Genomic DNA, 3,974 nt, shown 5'->3' with positions numbered 1-3,974 from the left:
GGTACCGTGCGCCCCCGCCAAGAGGTAGAGCCCCGCCACGCCCCGTCTACCAGCGCATACCGAGTGCATCGAGGTCCGCACGGCGCTGCCCGGTGTGGCTTCGTTCGCTTTTAGCAGCAGCGTTTGTTCGGTGGCGGCCTGGAAAGCGCGAATCCACGACTTCTGACGGTGGTTCTGGGTCATCGGGTGCTCCTCGCGGGGCTGCCCACGTCCCCCGCACGAAAGTCTGATGACCTGGCGGAAGTACTGGGCACGATTCGTAGAACCTTGTCTTCGTCGCCACGGCGGACGTGGGCCACCGTGACTCGGAGCGGGCAGGCGCTATCTGCCAGAAGCAGCATACCCATCTGCTCTTCGCCACGATGATGCGGATGCTGCTGGACCACGACGAACAGCCCGCCGCAGCGGCGGGCACGTGGTCACCCGGCTAGTGCCGCATCAACCAACGTTCGCCCTGTTGTGACGCGCCGCTCGGAGTACGGGTCCGGGCGGTAAGCGTCCGTCATGCTGTCCTCGTGGCTGAGCGTGTGCGGGCGCGTGAAATCGATGATGACGAGGGGCAGCGACTGCTGCGGATCGTGCGTCGGGGCACGGGGTCGGTGGTGACCTGGCGGAGAGCCCAGATGCTCCTGCTGTCCGCGCAGGGCATGCCGGTCGACAAGATCGCGACGGTGACGTTCACCAGCCCGGACCGGGTCCGCGACGTGATCCACAACTTCAACGCGGACGGCTTCGAGGCGCTCTACCCCAAGTACAAGGGCGGGCGCCCGAAGACCTTCACCCTGCCGGAACGGCGGGAGATCAAGAAGATCGCCAAGTCCAAGCCGGTCGAGCACGGCCTGCCATTCTCGACCTGGAGCCTGGTCAAGCTGGCCGACTTCCTGGTCGCCGAGGGGGTGGTCGACGACATCAGCCACGAGGGCCTGCGCATCCTGCTCCGCGAGGAAGGCGTCACCTTTCAACGCGTGAAGACCTGGAAGACCTCGAAGGACCCGGACTACGAGGCCAAGAAGGCCCGAGTCGAGCACCTCTACGCCATCGCCGACGGCGAGGTCATACCGGAGTCAGGCGAGCCCGAAGTAGTCTTCTGCATGGACGAGTTCGGCCCGCTCAACCTCCAGCCCCACTCGGGGCACCAATGAGCCGAACGCGGCGGCAAGGGCAAGGACCCCGACCGCGAACCGCGGCCCCGCCGACGCGCGACTTACACCCGCCCGCACGGGGTCCGACACCTCTTCGCCGCCTACGACCTGGGCAAAGACCAGCTCTACGGCCACATCAAGAAGACCAAGACCCGGTCGAAATTCCTGGAATTCTGCCGCTACCTGCGCACCCTGCACCCCGCTGATACGCGCATCGCGATCGTGTGTGACAACTACTCGCCGCATCTGACCACCAAACGGTGCCGCCGGGTCGCGGACTGGGCCGGCGCCAACAACGTCGAGATCGCCTACACCCCGACCAACAGCTCCTGGCTCAACCGGATCGAAGCCCAGTTCACCGCCCTGCGCTACTTCGCCCTCGACGGCACCGACCACGGCAACCACAAGGAGCAGGGCAGCATGATCCGCCGCTACATCATCTGGCGGAACAAGCACGCCGCCGACGAACGCTTACGCAAGGTCGTCAACAGGGCCAACATCGCCTGAATCAGGCAAGGGCCCGACGATAGATCTGCCGTGAGCCGCCGTCCGGGCCTGGATCGGCGGCCTCGGCCGGGGCGAAACCGAGACGCTCGTAGAAGACGCGTGCACCGCTGGCAACGGCGCCGGGATGGTCGACTCCGAAAGTGACCACTTCAATCGTGCCCGGGCCCAGCACGAACCTGCGCTTCGCGTCCGCCAACAGCGCCCGACCGATGCCCTGCCCCCGCGCCTGCTCAGAAACGACGAGCCAGTCGAGGTGGTAAATCGGGGGCTTGGCGCCGAAGAGCAGGCCTCCGAGGACATCTGATCCCGAGGAGACGGCGATGAGCGCCGTGGACCGGCGAATGTGCTTGCTCACGGCGCTGTGGAAGCCGGGCTCCTCAACCATCGGACCAAACCAGTGCTCGACCTGGGATGCCAAGCCGAGAAGCCCAAGGAAGTCCTGCTCTTGCGCGAGTTTAATGATCACCCTGGCAGTCTGGCAGACGAGGCAAACCTTGCCTGATGCGGCACTAGTTTGCGGCTGGCGTCTGAGCTAGGACCCCGGGGCCGAGTTCTGAGCGTGCTTCAGGGCCCGGAGCCGGAGGGCCGGGGCGGCCGAAGCCCAGGCCCTCCGAAAGTGTGTGGCCGCTTCCCAGTCACTCCCTCCAGTTCGGACCACTCAAGGTCTCGCCCGCTGAACGAAAGCACCACATACCCCCTGATAGATCTCCATACGGTAGAATCTCAACTACCGCTTGGACCAACGAAGTTCGGAGGGGGTGCGAAGTGCCGGAGAGGAATATTGACTTCGGGAAGTTCGGCGCCCGGGGTATCAAGGGAAGCGAGGCCGTCATCCGGCAGCTCGACGACCTCGCAGGAGGCATCGTTACCCCGGTCACCGTGAAGCGCGGCCTGATGGCCCGGTTGCACTACCTGACGAAGACCGACCACAGCCGTGCTGCGGCCAAGGACGCCGGCCTGACCGTGACCGACCGGACGCTGCAGGCCTGGCTGGAGGGCAAGCGCCGGCCGTCGAAGGCCAACCTGGAACGCATCGACGCCGCCTACCGGACGGTACGCCGCCACAACGTTTCCCGGCACCTTCTGGCCCGTCTCGACCGCGAGGGGCGCGGGACGAGGGTGGAAATCCACCCGCTGAACCAGTCGCAGGTGCCGCGCCCGCTCCAGCGGATGGTGGAGTACCGCACGATGAACGTTCGCCGCTGGGACCGCATCGTCGAGGCATGGGCGTCCGGTGACCACCAGGGTCTGGACGACGCCTGGGAAGACGTCATCATCGATCTCGGATCGCAGTGGGGGCAGTACGAGTACGTCACCAACATCGGGTTCGCCGCGTAGGCCACCCTTGGATACCTCCCTGTTGGCCGCCCCGGGTTCCCAGCCCGGGGCGGTTTGCGTGCGTCGTTCAGAAGGGCGTACGGGCATGCGGCCGGGTTGGTGGGATGCCGCGGACGGCGACGCTGCGAAGGAGGGCACGTGACCCGTGAACTGTTCCTGGTGTGACAGGGCTGCGGACACAGGATTCCGACAATGCCGGCTACCGGCGGGCCGATTGTCACGGCCGGATCGTAAAGGGCGTCACTGACAATCGACCGGAGCCGCGCAGGCCAGGCCGCTGCGGCGACATCCGCCCGGACTGCGGCTCCCACCCCACCAGCAGCCGCTGATACTCCGCCTCACCCTCCGGCCGAGGTCCGTCCGGCGCCGACCGAACTCCAGCGCCCCTGCCGTCCACACGGATCGCCCCCGCCGGCGGCCGGGCGGGGCGCACGGTGGTGGTTAGTGGATGCCGGCTGTGGCCCAGGCTGTGTGGATCTGTTCGTAGGCGGTCTGGACATGGGAGTCCGGCGGTGTGTTGAGAACGAGGGCGGTGGCGAGCGTGCGAACGGCGGGAATGTCGAGCAGCAGCACGGCGAGTACGCGGTTGAGCCGGCCGACGATGTCGGCGGCGGACTGGGGTGGGTTGCAGTCCTCGACCACTTCCTGAAGCAGATCGCCGAGCCCGGAGGCATCCGGCTCCTCGTCCTGTGCCTGCTTCAGGGCGATGTGGACCTGCCACAGGGCCTCGGTCTCCCACGCGGGTACCGCCCGGAGGAACACCGCGTCGGAAGTGACCCCGAGGCTGGTGGCAGAAGGGCTGGCGGGGGGCTGGGGGAGGGCCGTGGCGAGGTTGTTGATGGCGTCGGCCGCGGCCCGGTACGGGGCATCGGGCAGTCCGGCCGCACTGCCAGTTTCGTTTTCGTCCTCGACGGCGTCGGCGAGCTGGGGCAGGACCATGGTGTCGAGAGCGTGCACGTCGTGAAGCCATGACGGAATGGCAGGCAG

At 66.9% G+C, this 3,974-nt stretch carries 3 protein-coding genes and 2 pseudogenes; 2 read left to right on the top strand and 3 right to left on the bottom strand.

Translation table 11 applies throughout. The features are described 5' to 3' along the window. Positions 1-183 (bottom strand): hypothetical protein (locus tag EES42_RS45850; RefSeq protein WP_206433867.1); only part of this gene is annotated, 183 nt, incomplete at its 3' end. 332 nt (positions 184-515) lie between these two features. Between EES42_RS45850 and EES42_RS47755 the strand changes: the two are divergent. Then, positions 516-1,649: pseudogene (locus tag EES42_RS47755) on the top strand (IS630 family transposase). A gap of 1 nt (position 1,650) precedes the next feature. Here EES42_RS47755 and EES42_RS41440 read toward each other — a convergent pair. Beyond that, the gene (locus EES42_RS41440; RefSeq protein ID WP_124723396.1) at positions 1,651-2,115 is read right to left on the bottom strand and encodes a GNAT family N-acetyltransferase; all 465 of its coding nucleotides are present in this window, start codon (positions 2,113-2,115) and stop codon (positions 1,651-1,653) included. A gap of 299 nt (positions 2,116-2,414) precedes the next feature. Between EES42_RS41440 and EES42_RS41435 the strand changes: the two genes are divergently transcribed. Beyond that, positions 2,415-2,987, top strand: coding sequence for a transcriptional regulator (locus EES42_RS41435; protein ID WP_124723395.1), 573 nt, complete (start codon positions 2,415-2,417; stop codon positions 2,985-2,987). A gap of 441 nt (positions 2,988-3,428) precedes the next feature. Here EES42_RS41435 and EES42_RS41430 read toward each other — a convergent pair. Further along, positions 3,429-3,974 (bottom strand): annotated as a pseudogene (locus tag EES42_RS41430) (hypothetical protein); the annotation flags it as partial.

It is taken from the genome of Streptomyces sp. ADI95-17 (genome assembly GCF_003846175.1).
In the GTDB taxonomy this organism is placed as follows: Bacteria; Actinomycetota; Actinomycetes; order Streptomycetales; family Streptomycetaceae; genus Streptomyces; species Streptomyces sanglieri.
This window is presented reverse-complemented; position numbering and strand designations above follow the sequence as displayed.